The 17,113-nt window shown below is 60.7% G+C and carries 15 protein-coding genes; 4 read left to right on the top strand and 11 right to left on the bottom strand.

The annotated features are described in order from the left end of the window. Positions 1 to 81: 81 nt before the first annotated feature. On the bottom strand, positions 82 to 690 hold the full coding sequence (locus BLU74_RS13100; RefSeq protein WP_217635379.1) for a helix-turn-helix domain-containing protein: 609 nt from the start codon (positions 688 to 690) through the stop codon (positions 82 to 84). A gap of 129 nt (positions 691 to 819) precedes the next feature. Then, the gene (locus BLU74_RS13095) at positions 820 to 1,305 is read right to left on the bottom strand and encodes a hypothetical protein (RefSeq protein ID WP_089768020.1); all 486 of its coding nucleotides are present in this window, start codon (positions 1,303 to 1,305) and stop codon (positions 820 to 822) included. Between the two features lie 184 nt (positions 1,306 to 1,489). On the opposite strand from BLU74_RS13095, the gene BLU74_RS13090 reads away from it, so the two are divergent. Further along, positions 1,490 to 2,041 (top strand): DUF4188 domain-containing protein, encoded by a 552-nt coding sequence (locus BLU74_RS13090; RefSeq protein WP_089768018.1) that lies wholly within the window; start codon positions 1,490 to 1,492, stop codon positions 2,039 to 2,041. A gap of 222 nt (positions 2,042 to 2,263) precedes the next feature. On the opposite strand, the gene BLU74_RS13085 is transcribed toward BLU74_RS13090, so the two are convergent. The 5 genes from BLU74_RS13085 to BLU74_RS13070 all read right to left on the bottom strand — a co-directional run bounded on the left by BLU74_RS13085 (position 2,264) and on the right by BLU74_RS13070 (position 5,691). Then, entirely contained in the window at positions 2,264 to 3,190 is a 927-nt protein-coding gene (locus tag BLU74_RS13085; RefSeq protein ID WP_089768016.1) for a DUF7351 domain-containing protein, read from the bottom strand. 230 nt (positions 3,191 to 3,420) lie between these two features. Then, positions 3,421 to 4,089: a hypothetical protein gene (locus BLU74_RS13080; protein WP_217635378.1), complete on the bottom strand. Its 669-nt coding sequence runs from the start codon at positions 4,087 to 4,089 to the stop codon at positions 3,421 to 3,423. A gap of 284 nt (positions 4,090 to 4,373) precedes the next feature. After that, on the bottom strand, positions 4,374 to 4,841 hold the full coding sequence (locus BLU74_RS18525; protein ID WP_245705798.1) for a hypothetical protein: 468 nt from the start codon (positions 4,839 to 4,841) through the stop codon (positions 4,374 to 4,376). Beyond that, positions 4,838 to 4,969, bottom strand: coding sequence for an Mrp/NBP35 family ATP-binding protein (locus BLU74_RS19360; protein WP_245705803.1), 132 nt, complete (start codon positions 4,967 to 4,969; stop codon positions 4,838 to 4,840). The genes BLU74_RS18525 and BLU74_RS19360 overlap by 4 nt, the downstream gene beginning before the upstream one ends. A gap of 416 nt (positions 4,970 to 5,385) precedes the next feature. Then, the gene (locus BLU74_RS13070) at positions 5,386 to 5,691 is read right to left on the bottom strand and encodes a hypothetical protein (protein WP_089768014.1); all 306 of its coding nucleotides are present in this window, start codon (positions 5,689 to 5,691) and stop codon (positions 5,386 to 5,388) included. Positions 5,692 to 6,392: 701 nt separating this feature from the next. On the opposite strand from BLU74_RS13070, the gene BLU74_RS13060 reads away from it, so the two are divergent. The 3 genes from BLU74_RS13060 to BLU74_RS13050 all read left to right on the top strand — a co-directional run bounded on the left by BLU74_RS13060 (position 6,393) and on the right by BLU74_RS13050 (position 8,748). After that, the gene (locus tag BLU74_RS13060) at positions 6,393 to 7,760 is read left to right on the top strand and encodes a glycine cleavage T C-terminal barrel domain-containing protein (protein WP_175454650.1); all 1,368 of its coding nucleotides are present in this window, start codon (positions 6,393 to 6,395) and stop codon (positions 7,758 to 7,760) included. A 111-nt stretch (positions 7,761 to 7,871) separates the two neighbouring features. After that, a complete protein-coding gene (locus BLU74_RS13055; RefSeq protein ID WP_089768009.1) occupies positions 7,872 to 8,537 on the top strand; it encodes a helix-turn-helix domain-containing protein in 666 nt (221 codons plus the stop codon). Next, positions 8,521 to 8,748, top strand: a complete 228-nt coding sequence (locus BLU74_RS13050; protein ID WP_089768007.1) for a hypothetical protein — start codon at positions 8,521 to 8,523, stop codon at positions 8,746 to 8,748. The genes BLU74_RS13055 and BLU74_RS13050 overlap by 17 nt, the downstream gene beginning before the upstream one ends. Positions 8,749 to 9,462: 714 nt before the next feature. On the opposite strand, the gene BLU74_RS13045 is transcribed toward BLU74_RS13050, so the two are convergent. The 4 genes from BLU74_RS13045 to BLU74_RS13025 form a co-directional block, all read right to left on the bottom strand. Next, on the bottom strand, positions 9,463 to 10,050 hold the full coding sequence (locus BLU74_RS13045; RefSeq protein WP_089768005.1) for an NAD(P)/FAD-dependent oxidoreductase: 588 nt from the start codon (positions 10,048 to 10,050) through the stop codon (positions 9,463 to 9,465). 879 nt (positions 10,051 to 10,929) lie between these two features. After that, positions 10,930 to 13,824 carry a UvrD-helicase domain-containing protein gene (locus tag BLU74_RS13035; protein ID WP_089768001.1) on the bottom strand — a complete coding sequence of 965 codons (2,895 nt, stop codon included), beginning with the start codon at positions 13,822 to 13,824 and terminating at the stop codon, positions 10,930 to 10,932. Further along, positions 13,817 to 16,405 (bottom strand): PD-(D/E)XK nuclease family protein, encoded by a 2,589-nt coding sequence (locus tag BLU74_RS13030; RefSeq protein ID WP_089767999.1) that lies wholly within the window; start codon positions 16,403 to 16,405, stop codon positions 13,817 to 13,819. Before BLU74_RS13030 ends, BLU74_RS13035 begins: the two co-directional genes overlap by 8 nt. Before the next feature lie 22 nt (positions 16,406 to 16,427). Further along, the gene (locus BLU74_RS13025; RefSeq protein WP_089767997.1) at positions 16,428 to 16,973 is read right to left on the bottom strand and encodes a hypothetical protein; all 546 of its coding nucleotides are present in this window, start codon (positions 16,971 to 16,973) and stop codon (positions 16,428 to 16,430) included. Positions 16,974 to 17,113: the final 140 nt, after the last annotated feature.

Raw genomic sequence — 17,113 nt, 5'->3', positions numbered from 1 at the left:
TGGCCCCGTTACGCTGACCACACCGACGCGAAGGGAGTTCGGTTCTCGCTTCCGAACGGAGCACCACCGACGCCATCGCACTCAGTCCCGACCGACCAGGAACTGACCGACGACACGCTCGGTTCCGCGCCGGAGTGTCACGCTGACTGTCGACTTGTCGACGCCCAGCGCATCGGCCAACTCCGCGAGCGTGCACTCCCGCGGCACGTCGAAGTACCCGCGGCGGTGGGCCGCTGTCAGGTACTCCCGCTGATGGTCGGTCAACAGGCCGTCTCGTTCGTCGGTATGGACGAGCGTCAACAGTTCGTACTGCCGTCCCCGCTCGTCGAGTGCCGAGCCGAACGCGTCGAACTGTGCCTGGGTCGCGGTCAGGTCGAACTCCATCTCGCCGTTTTCCACGACGATGGGGAACTCGGGGGGAAGCGAGGAGGCCCAGAGGAACTCATAGAGGCTCTTCTCGTCGGCCTCGTACTGCGCGACCACCCGTCGGTCACCAGCGAACACCTGATCGTACGCGACGACGTCCTGGTGGTTTCGGATGGCATCGGCGACGGTTCCGGCGTTCTCGGCGCGAACCTCTCCCAGTTCGAGTGCCCGATCGCCCTTCGGAACCCCAGTCAGCAGACGAAGTGTCGCCTCCGGGAACGACGTCGACACCTCGGAGACCCACAGGTCCTCGGCCAGGGTCATACGGAAGCGTGCCCGGATCATCGCCACCTCCCCGTGGGTTCTCGCTGTCGAGGCGCCAATATGTTGCACGAGTGCAACGTCTGACTGAATAAAACTATCGCGGTGGGCCCTGCCTCGGGATATCTGACTTCACGACGCTGTCTCCGACGTGTCCGGTCGGCGCGCCGCTCGGTACCACAGGAAGGCCCCGTACAGCGATCCGACGACGACCGAGGCGATGAGCGCGAGCACGATTCCGAACGCCAGGTAGCCGAACACGGGATTCGCGTACGGCACCATCACGTCCTGTGGTGGTTCGACCGCCCACGGACTGATGTGAAAGTACGCGAGCATCCCGGCGCTGAGAGCGAAGAAGCCGGCCCAGTACCGCGCCTCGACGCGCCTAGTCAGTGTCAGGTACAGGCTGATCGCCAGCAGCGGGTAGATGGCGAGGCTGTAGGTGAACGGGTTGACGTCCGGCGTGAGTGGCCAGCCAACGTGGTTGCCACGGATGATGTGATCGACGTGGTGGGCCGCTCCCAGCACTGTCGGCACCAGGACGAACACGTAGAACGCCCGCGTGAGACTGGTGTTGTCTGTCGGCAGTTCGACCGGAAGGGTGTCTTCGACTCCCATATGTGAACGTTGTCTGCTGTCGGAGTCAGATTTTGTCCAACATATTGGATTACTGCCCGCCGAGATCACCGACACCTCCCACTGCCGGTCTGACTGAGAAACGAGGGCGAGAGGATATCCCGGGGCGAGCTGATCCAACATGTTGGAGAAACACCTACCGAATCGCCACGGGAGTAGTAGGACGATGAGCGACGATGGATTCGACTCCGACGCACCGATCGAACAGCGGGTGGCTGCCGAACGCGACGACTCGTTCGTGGTGTTCCACATCGGCCTCCGAATCAACGCATTCTGGAAACTGCATCGCTGGCTACCGATCCTCCTGATCGCTCCGCGGATGGTTCGAGAACTGCTCTCGGATCCCGAATCGGGGTTACTCGAAAGCCGGACAGTGGTCGGCCCCGGGATCCGAAACGTCGGATTCGTCCAGTACTGGGATTCCTTCGAGGCCCTCCGCGAGTACGCCCGCGACAGCGATCGACTGCACTTCGGCGCCTGGCAGGAGTACTACGAGGATGGGACCCACGCGGACGCCGCGGTCGGTATCTGGCACGAAACGTACGTGGTTCGGCCCGACGAGTACGAAACGGTCTACAACAATATGCCGCCCCACGGGCTCGCCGACAGCGACGGGACCGACATCGTCCCCGCCTCGGAACAGCGCCGGACGGCCGCTGGCCGACTCGGCCAGACCGACGGCTCCGATGCACCACGACAGGTCACCGACCGGAAGTGAACGCCACCGCGGAACCGGCTGATCGGTCCGGCGATCCGTCTGGGAGACAAGTGCTTGATTCAGCGGCCCGCACATAGAACATCCCGAGTCCTGTACCTTGGGGTCGAAATCTCGATAGCGCCTCCGACAGCCGGGCCGACTGAATCGTCGAGACGATCGACTCGATGTTCGAAATCACAACTCCTCGGTAGCGGGATCGGTCGGGACTCCGCGCACCGGTGCTCAGCCGGTCCGACGGTCCCCCTGGTCTCTCCGCAGGACGCGCTCGGTTCGTGTCACTGTGGCATTCTCGTCGAGGTGCACATTGAGCGTTGCGTCCTCACGCCGGAATTCGATGCGGTACTCCTGGGGGTCGGTTCCCACCTGCTCGGCGGTCCACTGCCCGTCGTGGAGGTAGCGGTGGAACTCCCACATTCCCGTCCCCATAATGTCGACGCCGTGCTCCCAGTGGAACGCAACCGACTCGGGGTGGTACGCAGCCGCGTGTGTGAGCGGGAGACTCATAAACCGCAGGCACTGCTGGCACTCGCTGCTCGTCGCAAACGATGCCGGATCCGTGTCAGCGAGCGGTTGGTCGCTCACAGGTATCACCTCTGTGTGGATGCGGCCGGCACAGTCCGGACAGACCCCTTCGCGCATCTTGAGGATGTCCCCAACCAGCGCCCACGTGACGGCGTCGATCAGGGCACCACCGTCGTGTGCCTGCACCTGCGCGGGCGTAACTGTGTACGAGAAGTTCGGTCGCTCACAGGCTGGACACTGAAGCAGGAAGTACTGATCCTGAATCGCCGCCCGGAGACCTGACTCCCCACAGTGGAGGCAGATGCCGTCCGTCTCGATCGTGCCGATGTCCGATGGTTGCTGGTAGTTCTCGGCCAGGATGAACCGGACCAGGCGCTCGCCCGCGTGGGTGAATCCATAGCCGTCCTCGTGCTTTCTGAGGAACGTCCCGGTCAGTTCTCCGAGATGGTATGAGAACTTGGACGTGCTATCGACATTGACACGGTCGTAGATCTCCGAAAAGGACAGCTTCGCGACTCCTGTCGTTCGATTCCCCTGTTGTGCCCTGGCGACGGTGCGGAGAATGTCGAGTCGGATCTCGTCGGCCAGCAGCCCGAAAACCTCGGTCGCTGTCCGCTCGGTGTCCATACGAGATGATCTCGTGGCAAGACAATGAAGATAGGCCCGCTTCTCGGAGCCGCCGACTCCCCGCTGGAACGTCGGAGACTCGCACGGGCGTTCGAGTCCCAAGGCACCGATGCGAGGCGCAGGCGTGCCGAAGATTCTCAGTGAGGAATACCGCGTTGGCCCTGTCGGTACGGACTGAAATCGGAATCCGCAGGTGAATCGTGACGTGCTCACAACGTCGTCGCGGGCGTTCAGGTCGCTTGTGTGGCGTGGTGCTCATCGCCGCTGCGCCAGCGCAACTCGATCCAGACCACGCCAGCGAGGAACAGTCCCATACCGACCGCATCCAGCGGAGTCCCGGCGTGGAACACCGTGGCGAACGGCGCGCCGCCGAGCAAGACGACCGGGACCATCGGTGCACCCGACCGACGCAGGAGGATGCCGATGGCACCGACCGCCAGGAGTGCGCCGAGGCTTCCGAGCATCCCCAGTGCCATCGAGGGGACAGCGAGTGCATCGACCGCCGCTGCGATGCCCTTCTGGTGTTCGGCCGCCAGCGTGTGTGTCCCGTGTACTAGCAGTCCGTTCGCGATTCCGGCGATGGCCTCGAAGGCGATGTAGAACGTCATATATATGACGACACCGGCCCGCCCGACCGCGGCGACGGTCCCCTCGTAGCCGTCCAACAACACGTAAAACGCCACGCCCAGCGAGCCGAGGAGCGGCAGCATAGCGACGTGCAGGTACAGCCACGTCCCTGCCGAGGAACGGAGTCCGTGCAGGCCGCCGCTGCCGTCGGGATGGATCAGGAACAGCGCGCCGAGGAGTATCGGCGTCGCCACGAGGACGAGCCACTGTACATACCCCCGTGATGGATTCTCGGGGGCCGCTCCCTTCGTCGTCGAGTGGGTGTCTGTCATCGGTCCACCCCCAGTTTAGTGCTGCTCTGTCTGGTGTCCAGTGCGATCACGGTTCGGCCCGGTTCGTTCGAGCCAGTCAGTTCGTTCGGGTTCATCGTGTGACCTCCGTCGGTCGCACCTAGGACGTCGGCTCACTACTGTATAAGAGTTATCGAATTTATTATATATTACCGACGTTGTTTCAAAAGCACGGTTGAGTGATTCACCGGCAGGTAGCGCGTATCTCGTCGCGATTGGCTTTTGATAGCGTTGCTCCCGCTATTCACTCAATCATCTTTTTGTAATTATTCTGTAATAAACGAGGCAGGGGTGAAATCGTCGCGGCCGCGCTCAGGACGACGCTTCCCGCCGCGACACGCGCTCGATATCGCGTCACGGTGGCGTTGTTCTGAAAGCCTACCGCACCACAGGTGAAGGAACGTTGGAGGCTTCCCGTCGAGCGCCGATCGGACTGCCCGCTCGCCGACAATCACGCCGACGCAGCATTTCGCCGCCGGGATGCTGGACCCTGCGTTGTCAGCGGCGCCGAATCCCTCCTCGAGGTCGCTGACTCGCACTGACGCTTGGAGTTCGGAGCTGTCATCGATATCCGCCCCGCGGGGATGGTATTCACCACCGTCAGTTGCAGTCTGGTGATGGTGGCGTTGCAGCACACCGACTTTGTTCGCGACCGTCGCCGCGAGGGCTTCGAATGCGTCTGCGGTCTCCGCGGTGTCCTGACAAACGATCGGCTCGCCGTCCTCAGCGCTCACACCGATCGCCTGATCCAGCGGAAGCGATCCGAGGCAGGGGACATCGACCGCGTCGGCCTGCGGTCGCCCCCGTCTTCACTGAGGATCGAATAAGCGTTTCCGTAACTCGGACAGACAAAGCCGCTCATATTCTCACCGACGCCCAATACGTTGATCTGATACTCACCGACCATCTCGATACCCAGGAGGTAGCGGTGCGCTTGCCTTTGGGATTGCGTTGGTGTTGTCGATGGCTGGGATACTCTCTGTGGGGCGTCTCAGTCGGGACTTTTTCGATCGGAATGGTCGCCGTGAGGTCGGTTGCTTACGGCGTCTACGCCATCGCATTCTATGCGGTACGAACGTACGTCGCTTCCGCAGAAACGACCATCGACCAGTGGTCGGTGGCGAACGCTGACTGATTCCGCTGTACTCAGGAGTCTATTCCTGTGATATCCGGAGTAAATACCTGCCAGATGGGAGATGGCGTGGAACGTCGATACTGAACGATTTGTCTCACTTCCCTCTGACTGCAGTCACCGAATCAGCCGTACCATTGCGAGTACTACCTGATCCAGGCAAAGAAGCCTCGGAACAGATTTCTAAAACCGATGCCTGTCCCGAAAATCACGAGCGCGAACAGATACGCGATTAGTGACAAAAGGTTGAGCAGGAACTGCGTCTCACCGATTGACCCCAGTTCGGCGATAAACCAGAGCGTCGCCAATCCACCGCCAAGTTTCATAAACAGCACAACAAACACGACGGAATCTGGATCCCGAGTCTCGCCGAGCCATAACCACAGAAAGGCAAGAAAGATACTACCCCAGTACAAGGCTACGGGGTCTGAAAACGTGTTCTCGTGGTTCATTTACGGTTTTGCGCCTTGTGCCCGATGGAGTCGTGGACTCGTATTCTACCGATAGAATATATACCAAATAATATTTTACGATATGTCCTATTCTCTGTATATCGTCGAGTCTCCTCTCAATACGACCACGCAACTGACAGAGCGTGCTATCGATGAAACAGACGGTCGGGAAGTCCAGTTCACACTCCGAACTGCCAGCCAACTGATCGACGGTGTCCAATATCACCACGAAGATCTGGTGGACCCGCTTGAGCACCCGAGCGTGAACAGGAATTGCGGGATCAGCTACGGAGAAACAGATTGGGCGCACGACTGATCAGAGCTACGATACACTGGCGCGGGACGACTCCGACACGCGTCAACGCCGTCTCGCGGCGTGCTCTGTGATGATTGTCGTCTCGGTGTTCGCCACCCGCCACTCGATTCGATCTCGTCCAGCGAGGTCCCAACCGGGTGAAGATTCCGCAGGCTCTGCGGACCCGGTATAAACACGTTATACGAATAAGCTACAGACCAATGCGGTTACGGGTCGTTCATTCAGTCGTATGACAGCGAAAACCCACGCCGACGACCGGGACAGCACAACCGACGTAGAACTCTATCTCCCAGCTGGGGTCACCCCGTCGGGCGAAACTAGTCGGCTGACGCGACTCTGGGAATACCTGTTCAACCACGCCGTAGAACCACCGAAATAGATCGTAATGTCTGGAAAAAACCACCATACGAACCACCCGAGCGTGGACCAGTCGGACCGCACCGTCCCCAGGAACCTGCGTCAGACGGGCGACGCGGACATCGATCTCGTGGTCTCGACGCGGGTCCGGAAGTCGCCCTTTTGGCACCTCTCCGTCGAGGAAGGCTGTCACAAGGCGACCGTGTACAACCATATGTATCATCCTCGGGCCTTCATTGATCCCGAAGACGGGGGCTCGGAAGCCGAGTACGACCTGCTGGTCAACGACGTGGCGCTATGGGACGTCGCAGTCGAGCGCCAGATTCGCGTCAAGGGCCCCGACGCCGAGTCGTTCGTCGACTACGTCATCACGCGGGATGCGACCGATATCGAGCCGATGCGCGGCAAGTACGCCATCTGTTGCAACTACGATGGAGGCATCCTCAACGACTTCGTCCTGCTCCGACCCGAGGACGACGAGTTCTGGTTCTCTATCGCCGACTCGGACCTACTGCAGTGGTTGCAAGGAGTTACCGTCGGCAACGACTTCGACGTGGAGATCGACGAGATCGACGTCTCCCCGATGCAGGTCCAGGGACCGAAGTCGCCAGACGTGATCGAGTCGCTCATCGACGCCGCGGTCGAAGACGTGCCGTACTACGGACTGCTGGAGGCGACGATCAACGACGTCCCGGTGCTGGTGAGCCAGACGGGCTTCTCCGGCGAGGCGGGGTTCGAGATATACGTCCGCGAGGCGACGACGAACGCCGAAGCGGTGTGGAATCCGGTACTCGAAACGGTCAAGCAGCACGGCGGTGCCGCGACGCCGGTCAACGGTCGGCGACGGATCGCCGCCGGCATCCTGTCGCTGGGGCAGGATATGGACCACGAGACGTCGCCGTTCCAGGTCAACCTCGGCTATCAGGTCCCCGACGACAAGAGCGCCGACTACATCGGCAAAGCCGAACTGGAACGCCAGAAGGAACGTATCAAAGACGGAGCGTTCCCGTTCACGCACAAACTGGTCGGGCTGAAAATGGCCGGGGAGCCGATCCTCGAATGGGCCTCGGACTTCTGGCTCATCTCGGACCCGGAGACGGGCGAGGAGTGTGGCTATCTGACCTCGGCGGGGTGGAATCCGGGCCTCGAGGCCAACATCGGCCTCGGATTCGTGCCAGCGGCAAAACTGCAGGCCGAGACCGACACCCCCCTCGACGACTCGATATACGACGCGAATCTGGACCTGGAGTTCGCGGTCCACCTCCCGGACGAGTACGCCGAGGAGCCCGACGAACCCGTCTATGCGACAGTAGCGAAGGTCCCGTTCAAAGAGTCGGCCAATCCCAGTGCTCGCGAACAAGCCAAGATTCACGCCGAGGACGATACGGAGGAGTGAGAGCCGGGTCTCTCAAGATGCAGTGCTACGATACCGATCGTAAATGCCGACCACGCCAAACCCAGCCGATTGCGAACGGCCATATACGCAAACCGCCTACCTCACGGAACGATGACCGATATTAAGGCGATCGTGCGGATCGAGCATCCCGACGTCGTGCTCACGGAGACCGTCGCGCACGACAGCAGTTCGAACGTCAGGTCGGTGTCAGAGGCAGGAACCGACCCGACATCGGGGAAGTTCTTCTACCGCGTAGAGTCATCTGACTTCTGCCGGTTCGAAGACGGACTGCGGAACGACCACACCGTTGGCGAATTCGAACAGGTGATCGAAACCAGAGACGGGAAAGCGATCTATAGCTTCGAGTACACGGACGAAGCGAAGATCTTCTCGCCGGTCATCTCGACCGCGAACGGTGTTGTACTCGATATGGAAAACGACGGAAACGCCTGGATATTTACCGTCTGGATGCCCGAACGAGCGAACCTAGCCGCGCTCTGGGAGACTGCACGACAACACGACATCGACATTGAGTTACTGCGCGTGAACGAATACGCCAGCCTAGGGACTACCGACGCCGGGTTGACCGACAGTCAACGAGAGGCACTCCTCGTCGCGTTGGACGCGGGGTACTTCGAGGAACCACGGAACGCGACGCTCGGCGAAGTCGCCGCTGAACTGGACATCTCTCAGCCGGCAGCCGGTGGTCTCCTCCGACGTGGAATCGAACGACTCATCGTATCGTCCCTGACGGAGGGGAGTGACCGAACCGACTGACGACCGTACATTCGCTGCCGAGCCAGTGCAGCGGTGGACGACCAGCACGGCCGGACGGCTGCTGCTTCTATTCGTCGGTGCCTCCCTGATCACGCCAGTCGATCCCTTCCCGCTGGTGATGGCTGACCTCGGCAGTACTGAAGCCAGAGCGGCCGCACTCGTCTCGATGTCCTCGATCACTGGACAGTGCTTGGTATTCCAGTCGGAATAGAGATCGACCAACGCGTATCCCGATTTTTCGTACGTCTCGGAGCGCGCCTTCTCTTGAGCCTTCATCTTCTGATCAATATTTTCTATCGGGGTTGGGGCATCGTTTGGTGGTAAATTCCCGATGAATCTCCCAAAAATAAACAGTACCTCGTTCAGTACAGACTAATAGTATTTCGTCTCGATTCGTCAGCTGGTCCGGATCTGTCGGGGACGAAGTGCTGAACGAGAGCATATATTCTACGAACCCTCAATCGGGTCCCACTGAATCTCGGTTAGTAGTCCTCACAGACGGCGCCGAGGAACTCTGAACCCCGTTCGCTCTCAGTTTGTGAGTGGTCAATTCGGCACAAGAGGCCTACGACGGCCCCTCGACCCACGTGAGAAGCGGTTCTAATCGCTCACACTCCTCATCTCTGTCACCGGCCGACGCATATACTGTCGGACAGAAGTTCGTGAATCATTTTGGCACCCACGAGGTGCCGATAATTTTCACATAGTTCTGTCCGACAGTATACTCCACACGTGGCGGAATCTCGGGATACTGCGTCCGTGGGACCCCAGCCGCCTCGAATGCAGAAAATCACGTCGAGATCGCCGTGGAGTTGGCGCTCGCGAGCATCGAGCGCGTCAGCGACGACCTGCAGGAGAAGGTCGCCCCGTTCAAGCAGCGTGGGGACGCGCTCGGTGAGCGGTTCCTGGGTGCGATGGGGTATCCCTACGAGGAATCGACAAGGGAGCCGAAGAGTTCCTCAGCATCCCCTGGGACGTCGAAGTCGTGGAAGTGTTCGCCTTTCTCTTTGGTGAGGATATTGAGCGCGGCAGCGGCCCCATCGCCAGCTGAAATGACGGCTTGCCACTCCTCGGCTCGAACCATTGCCCCGGTCGCGTAGGCGTTTTCGACCGATGTCTCCATCGTCACGTCGACGTCGACGATACCCTCGTCAGTGAGCGCACAGTCTAGACCCGCAGCGAGGTCCCGATTCGCGCCTGTTGCGAGCACGACGTACGACGAGGCATACTCGCCGTCGTCGGTCGTGACGGTGAAGCCGTCATCAGTCGATTCGACAGCAGTGACTTCGGTTTCCTGGTGGCGATCGACCCCGAAGTCGTCAACCTGGTCGCGGAGCGTCTCGAGATAATTCGAGCCATCTATCGACCCGATCCCGGGGTAATTGAACAGATGGGCCTTGTGCATCCACGTCTCGTCTGTGTCGAAGACGGTTGTTTCGACCCCGTTCTTGGCCGTGAACAGTGCAGCACTCAGACCGGCGGGACCGCCGCCGACGATTAGTACGTCTGCCATACACATACATACAGTTACAGAAACATAAGCGTGGAGGAAGATCCGATGGCAGATGCAACACTTCCCTGAGAAGTTCAGCCGCGGCTCCGGCCCGACGAGGACTATTTGAACCCTCAATTTAAACGACCCCTATCTGGGTATCAGCCCACACTCTGTGTTCCACGACACGAGAGCGACCTGTGGATCTTCTGGCACAGGAACTCGTTTCGTCGCTGTATTCGTCGGTACGACTCTGCAGTCGCTTCAGTGAACTCCCGGTGAAAACACCAGTGCAGATCCCTCAGTGCATCGAACAGACCAGAGCCGGCGTCCGTTCTGCTCCGTTCTGTCAGGACCGTCTTGCGAGAGACAGAGGGATGCTACGCGCTGACTCAGTGACTGGTTCCCCAGACACGGGCAGAGAGTTACAGAGACAGGATAAGCGTTAGCAGCCAACTGACTCCAACAGCGGCTGAGGCCGCGGTCGTAGACGTGGTCGGTTCAGTCGGGGGATTCCGGAAGAGTACGTCGTACAAGAAGAGCGTCGCTACCAGACTCCCAGCAGCGAGCCCCTGATGAAGCGCTACGAGGGGATGCAAACTCATTGCTGCACCTGCGATCATCACTGCAGCGATCGCGAGGAGAACCAGGTCGTAGTAATCGATCATCTCGTATTGATGCTTTGGCAGTCACAAGCACATACTGCTTGCTCGTTCTTGCTCACTGAAAATACGAGACGAACTCGTCGTTACCGACATCCTCTGTCTGTGATATACCCGCGTCGTACCGTGTCCGGCTCCCGGAGCAAACTTTCGAGCTGATGAAATCTCGGCGGTTAATCCGCAAGCACGGTTTGACGGTCGATGCAGTTGTCGATCCCTGAAACAAACACCGTGGTACTCAGCGATTCTGAACGAGTGATCGTACCGCCCCAATCGTGAGTGGCTCAATCTGCACTCGAGATCCGTCGCTCGTATAGAACAGACTCGCCGTGACGTCTTTCTCGGGATACCACTCGTCGAGGACGTGATAATACACGCTGAGTTGCTTTCGGTACTCCGGTTGGGCATGCCGCGTCCGATCCGTCTTGTAGTCGATGATTGTCGCCTGCTCGTCTGTCACCTGCACCAGGTCGACGATCCCCGAGATGGTAATGCGGTGGCCATCGACAGCAATCGGGAGCGTGACTGGCTCTTCGACGTGTAGCTCACCCGAAAGCCCCTCGAGGAATTCTACGACCCGACGCTCGTGGGAGTTCGATGGTGTCACCCCGTCTCCAAGCGCATAGGCCTCAGCGAACTCGTGAACCTGGGAGCCAAAGTCGACCGCGCGGGTCTCCGGGCCAGTATCCGGATCCGCTTCCGCTTCCGTTTCCATCCGTGCAGCCGTCTCCTCGAAGACGGTCTCATCCATCAGCGAATGTGGCGTCTGGCCGATCGGGCCCTCCGGGGTCGTGATCGCAAAGGGGAGTTCTGCGGCCGCTGACGTCGCTCGATCGAGTGGCTCGACGGTCACATCGAGGGTCTCGACATCGACCGGGAGTTCTTCGAGGAACGTATTTGACTCAGCACCGGCCGCGAAGACGACGTGCTGCTCGGCTCGGGTGACGGCGACGTAGAGCAACCGGCGTTCCTCGTCGTACGCACGCGGCAGACACCGGCGGATGACGTCGTGCCGCCAGTTGTCGTAGACGTGAGGGTATGCACCGTCTTCGGCGTAGCACTTCCGCTGTCGGAGTCCGACCGGGTCCTGGTACTGGATGATGCTCGACTCACGCGATCGCGGCGGGAAGCGGCCCTCGTTCATATTCGCCAGGATGACGATCGGATACTCCAGGCCCTTCGCGGCGTGGATCGTCTGGACGGTCACCGCGTTCTCGCCGGCAGTCGCGCGGATATCGACCGTCGCCCCGGTCTCGATGCCGCGCTCGATGAACTGCATCAACTCGCCCCGGGTGAGAGTCGTCGAATCGTACACCGACTGGATCGTATGGAGGAGCACGTCTCCCGTGTCGCCCGTGTATCCGTAGCGGTCGAGCACCCGCCGCGTGACCGCCCCCACGGACGCCAGCTCCCGCAACTCGTCGCGGAACGCAACTGGCGCGGACGGATACGAGTCCGTCTCTAGCAGGTGCTCGATCTCGTCGAACGTGTACCCGATCTCTTCGAGGACGACGGCCCAGCCGCGGTCGGCATCCGACTCGAGGATCCGAAGCCACGCCAGCAGCAGCTTCGCCGGGTCGGTCCGGAAGAGTTCGATCCCGCCATCGTAGGCGACCGGGAAGTCGTACTCGGCAGCGACATCGAGAAGCTCCCGCCCGTAGTCACGTGTCCGCGTGAACACCGCGATATCCTGATACTCGGGTGCCCTCTGATCACCGTCCTCGCCTTCGACGGCGTACTCGTCGTTGCCGACGATCGCTTGGATCTTCGTGAGGACTGCCTCGTGTTCGTCCTCGTGCTGGATGCCCTCGATGACCGTGTTATCGAAGGCGGCGTTCGCGGAGAGTTCGACGACGTCGTCCAGCGTCGTCGTGACGTCCTCACCGCTCGTGGCGGGCGTCGTGAGCGTCTGCTCGGAGAGTTCGATGATTGATTCCGTCGATCGGTAGTTTTCCGCCAGTTCGATGCGAGTCAGCGCATCGGTGTCAAAGGACACCCGCTCGGTATCGCTGTTGAGATCCCCAGCAAACTGGTCGAGCCGGGTTTCGAACTCGAGGATGTTCTGGACATCCGCGTACTGGAAGCTGTAGATGCTCTGTTTCCAGTCGCCGACCGCACAGAAGTTATTGGTCCCACAGACCAGCAGCGCGAGTTTGAACTGAATCTCGCTGGTATCCTGGAACTCATCGACCATCACGTACTCGAACTGCGCCGCCTGTCGAACCCGCGGGTCCTCACAGAGCAGCACGAATGCAAACAACTGGAGGAAACTGAAGGTGAGATAGTTCCGCTGCAAGGCGAACTGGAGATACTCGACGTAGACGTCGTGGACGAACGCTTTGAGGTCCGTACGATCTTCCTCGAAGACGGTCCGTGCGACCTCCGCATCGAGTTGTTTCGTCCCACGCCCGCCGCGCAGCTCCGACTTCGACGGCGCTTCCGGGTGGTAGGTCTTGGTTCGCCCAAAGCCACTCAGCGCCTCGCGTAACTCCGATTGCTTTCGACCATCGTTGCGTGGCTGATTCACCGCATCGAATTGCTCTGTGAACGCCTCGAGGTCGCCATCGAGATGCGATTCCCCATCACGATACCACCCCTCAGCAGTGGGAAAGATCCCCTTCGAGGCGAGTTCGGTGATCACATCGAGCAGTTCGCCAGGCCCCGAGAGCACCCGATACAAGTCGTCGTACTCCGGATGGTCGTCCCGAAATCCGCTGAAGAACTCGCGGAACCGCTCGGCTTCGAGCAACTCGTCATCGATGATCTGTGTCGAGCCGGTGATCCGCTCGTCGAGGCCGAGGTGGGTGGGCGCCGCATAGCCGTGTTCACTGAGTAGATCGTGACAGTACGAATGGAACGTCTGGATCGGGGCGTCGGCCAGATCGCTGAGTGCGTACGTGCTGTGGTCGACGATCCGCTCTTTCATTTCGGTGGCAGCCCCCCGCGTAAAGGTCGCCAGCAGGATGTCTTCGGGTTCGATGGCGGGCTGTTCGACGATCGTCCCGTAGCGGCGCGTGATTGCGAACGTCTTCCCGGTTCCCGGACCGGCATCGACGAGATACAGTCCGTCGGTGCTCTCGATGAGTTCTTGTTGACGTTCGTTCGGGGTCGGTCCGGACGATGACTCACCCATCGTGTTCACCCTCCAAGAGGAGATCGCGGTGGTCGACCCGTCTGTAGTTCGGCTCGCCGGCCACCCCCGCGACTGGGAAGCGCTCCTCGCCGGCCCGCCGATCGTTGAGTTCCGCGAGACGCTCGTCGACGAACACCTCGAAGGCATCCAGATCCTCGCGGAAGAACGCTCGCCGCCGAACGCCGTTGAGTGCTCGGATTGCCTGATCGGCGCCTTTCTCGGCGTCGACAGCATCGGACGTGTCGGCATCAACGGCGGCAGTGAACTCCGCAGCGAACTCGGAGGCACGGAGTTCGTCCCGGTCGGTCGTGTCGGGGACCGTCAGTTGCGCCATACTCTCGCTGTAGGCCTGATAGCCGAGGTCGTCGAAGGTCTCCCGGCAGTCGGTATACCCGTCCAGAAGCGTCTCGTAGGCGTCCCGAGAGCCGACGTACTCGTCGAACGTGAACGGATAGTATGAGACGGTCGTGAGCGCACCGTCCAGATCCGCGTCGCCGGCGATCACGTCGGCCATCGGATCGAGGAAGTGGAAGAAGGTGAACTCAAGCGGTTCGTCCGGGTGGACTGTCCGGTAATAGGTCAGATACAGCGCCGCCTGGAAGTTCGGCGTGTCCGCTGGGGGATCCGTCGCCGCCCGCTTTACGACCTGGGTGGCGCGCTTTTTGTGGCCGCTTTTGTAATCGAGCAGGTGATCCGGCGCTTGCACCAGATCGATCTTCCCTTTCACGCCCAGCGAGTGGTCTTCGAACCAGCGCTCGGTGAGCGGCGAGTCGATCGGCGCGTCGAAATACGACGCGAAGAAATTCTCCCCCCACCCGGACGTCGCCGTGAGAAATGCCTCCGAGTCGGGCCCGTTATCGTCCAAGTACTCGATTAGCATCTCGATCCCGATGCGGTACTTCCGCCGTCGAAGCGGCTCGTCTGCCCGCGATCCGAAGGGATCGGCCTCCGCGAGCATCGCGTCCACGAGCGCATCGCGGTCGGCGTCGGCAACGACATCAGGGTGAGTCACGTAAAATTCGGCGAAGTCGTGGAAGAGGTTGCCTTCGACGAACCGTTCTTGATCAGGGGTCTCGAGGAGTTGCCCGAAGAGGTAGTCCCGTGGGCTGTTGACGTAGCTGTTGAGGCTGGACTGGCTGATCGTCTGGACCGTTTCGGTCCCAACGTCCAGCGGGTGACGATCGAAGCCGCCGTCGTTCGAGCGCGGTCGCCGTCGATGTTCGACGGCCTCGAGATCGCTGAACCGCTCGAAGTCGGTCTCGAGGAGTTCGCCGAAGTACAGACAGGGTGTGATCGGCTCCCCGCCAGCCGTGTCTTGGACGAGATAGTACTGCTGCTCCCCACTCTGAAGCAAGCGCTGGAAGCTCCCGATATAGCGTTCGAACTGGGTGTCGGTATCGACCCACGGCCGCTGTGGCGCCGAATGCGTCCAGTCCTGCCCCATCCCGAGATGGAAGACCACGGGGCGATCCACATAGGCGGAGGATTTCGCGTCGGCCAACAGCACACCCTCGTTGTCGCGATCGATCGGCACCTCGTAGGTCTGCAGATAGTACGCAAGTCGGTCGACACCTGCCTCGGTGATTGGTTCGTCAGCGAGCCCGAGCGTTCGCAGTTCCTCCTCGAAGCGCGTCAACTCGACATCAGTGCGGCGAGTATACGCCTCAAGCACGTCCGCAAACGTCTGCGTCTCGATCGTCCGCCAGAGCTCCTGCACCCACTCGAGCTCGGGGACAGTGACTGCATCCAGCCGTTTGTGCTGGTCGTCAACGGGAACGTCGAGCCCCAGCTGCGTCAATACGGGCTGGGCGTCAGCGATGGTCGTCTCAGTCCCCCGGAACCCGAGCCGGAGCAGGCGGATGACGGCTCGATGGTGTGGATCATCGATGAATCCTGGGCCACCATAAAATGGAATCCCGGCAGCTTCGAGTGCCGATTCGACGAGCGAGGAGTACTGGCTGCCGCTGTCGAGGACGATCGCGACATCCTCGGCGGTGTCGGTAGAGATCGTATCCAAGAGCGCAGTGACGATATCGGTCGCGGACTCGAAGACGTGAAACGCCGGATAGTCGAACGCGTCGTCGGTGAACAACTCGATCCGATCGAACGTCTCCGGGAGGATGCTGCGCTCGAGGGCGGTCAGTTGCTCGTAGCCGACGACGGCCACCGACTGGGAGTCGTCGATCGTGTACTCGGTGAGCTGTTTCGAGGTCGTTCGAAGGGTCCGCATCCGCTGGACGACGTCGCGGGTCGTTGCGTCGACGTAGGCATCGTAGTCGAGGATGGCATCCAGATGACCCTGGTGCTCCCAGCACTGGAGGACGTTCCCGATCGCATAGGCGATGGCCTTCCAGTCGTGGTCGGTCTGTTCGATGAGCTCCAGAAAGGCGACGCGATCCTCCGCCTGTTCGCGACGGCCAGCGGCGAGCCGGCGAGGCGTGGTGGCGAACGTGCCGAAGTGAGGACGATCGAGGCGCCGGTTGAGCGCGCTCGCAAACGGGGCGTCAGGAGTGACAACGAGATCGGAGGCTTCGACATCCGCGTAGAGTGTATCGACAGTCTTTGTTCGGCGGAGAGGCACGACTCCGAGACAAACAGACCAATCATAAGAAGGTAGTGACGCGAGACCACACGCTGGACCACAGCGAGACAAGCGCGGGGGTTCCGGGGAGGTTGCTGTCGCGGACAGCCAGATACTGGACTGTCAGAATCCCAGTACTCAGGAGCGCCGCGAGCTCAACCGAGCCGAACACCAGTTCTTCGAACGTCTCACCCCCATAGGCCTGCACCATCGGGACGACGAAGTATATGGCCTGGATACCACTGCCCAGCAGGACCAATCTCGATGGACTCCATACCGCGGCAGACGCTCGCACAGACCGTCGGTCCAGTACTACTCCAGCAGCGTAAATCGGTGTGTAGACGTAGGCTACCCCGAGGAACACAAGGGTCAGCGCCCCCGGGAATATCGGTAGATACGCCGGCAGTCCGAAGGCTCTCGTTGCGGTGCTGAGGAGACCGAACAGGAGCGCGCCGAGGCAGGCTCCGATCGTCAACACCGGCTGGACCGCAAGCACTGTCGCCCAACGCCACGAAGCGTTCGCTCCACCGTCGGTGGTTGGCTCGCCGACGACCTCAGCGGCCCTCATTATTGATTTGACGCACCGGCTCGTTGTTTCGACGCACCATTGAAATGATCACTGACTCGCTCAGCTACGCAATCTTGGTCGTGGCTCGGGTAAGGATGTTCGGCTCAGCCTCTCGGATACGATCCGGTGAGCCGTGACTG

Source organism: Halobellus clavatus (assembly GCF_900107195.1).
GTDB lineage: Archaea > Halobacteriota > Halobacteria > Halobacteriales > Haloferacaceae > Haloquadratum > Haloquadratum clavatum.
This window is presented reverse-complemented; position numbering and strand designations above follow the sequence as displayed.